The 902-nt window shown below is 64.6% G+C and carries 1 protein-coding gene; it reads left to right on the top strand.

Features of this window, described 5'->3' with window-relative positions; all coding sequences use genetic code 11:
- On the top strand, window positions 1-902 hold a 902-nt coding region (locus CH281_RS14800; RefSeq protein WP_306427555.1), incomplete at both ends, for an acyl-ACP desaturase.

The raw sequence follows: 902 nt of genomic DNA, 5'->3' as shown, positions 1-902 counted from the left end.
GAGCTGGTGCCCACTGCCGAGGACAACGTGAACCGTCACATTTCGATGGCGCGCGAATGGCATCCCCACGACTACGTGCCGTGGGACGAAGGCCGTAACTTCGCCGCCCTCGGCGGCAAGGACTACGACCCGGAGCAGTCCAAGCTCTCCGACGTCGCGCAGGCCGCGATGATCACCAACCTGCTCACCGAGGACAATCTGCCGTCCTACCACCGTGAGATCGCCGAGAACTTCTCCCAGGACGGTGCCTGGGGAACCTGGGTCGGCCGCTGGACCGCCGAAGAGAACCGCCACGGCATCGTCATGCGCGACTACCTCGTCGTCACCCGAGGCGTCGATCCCGTCGCCCTCGAAGAAGCCCGCATGATCCACATGACCAACGGCTTCGCCTCGCCCGCAGGTTCGCAGACCGGATTGCTCCACTCGGTGGCGTACGTGACGTTCCAGGAACTCGCGACCCGAGTCTCGCACCGCAACACCGGCAAGGTCTGTGACGACCCGATCGCCGACCGCATGCTCCAGCGCATCGCCGCCGACGAGAACCTGCACATGATCTTCTACCGCAACATCACCGGCGCAGCGATGGACATCGCTCCCGACCAGACCCTCGACGCGGTCTCCGACATCGTGACGAACTTCGTCATGCCCGGTGCAGGCATGCCGAACTTCCGCCGCAACGGTGTGTTGATGGCCAAGCACGGCATCTACGACCTGCGTCAGCACCTCGAAGACGTCGTCTGGCCCGTCCTGCGCAAGTGGAGCGTCTTCGAGCGCAACGACTTCACCGCACGCGGTGAGAACAAGCGCGAGGAACTCGCCGCGTTCCTCGAAGACCTCGAACGTCAGGCCACCAAGTTCGAGGAGATGCGAGATCGCTCGCTGGCCCGCGAACGCGCCAAGGC

Source organism: Rhodococcus sp. 06-221-2, assembly GCF_002258365.1.
Lineage (GTDB): Bacteria > Actinomycetota > Actinomycetes > Mycobacteriales > Mycobacteriaceae > Rhodococcoides > Rhodococcoides fascians.
The sequence above is the reverse complement of the archived record's forward strand: the minus strand, read 5'-3'. Positions and strand labels throughout refer to the sequence as shown.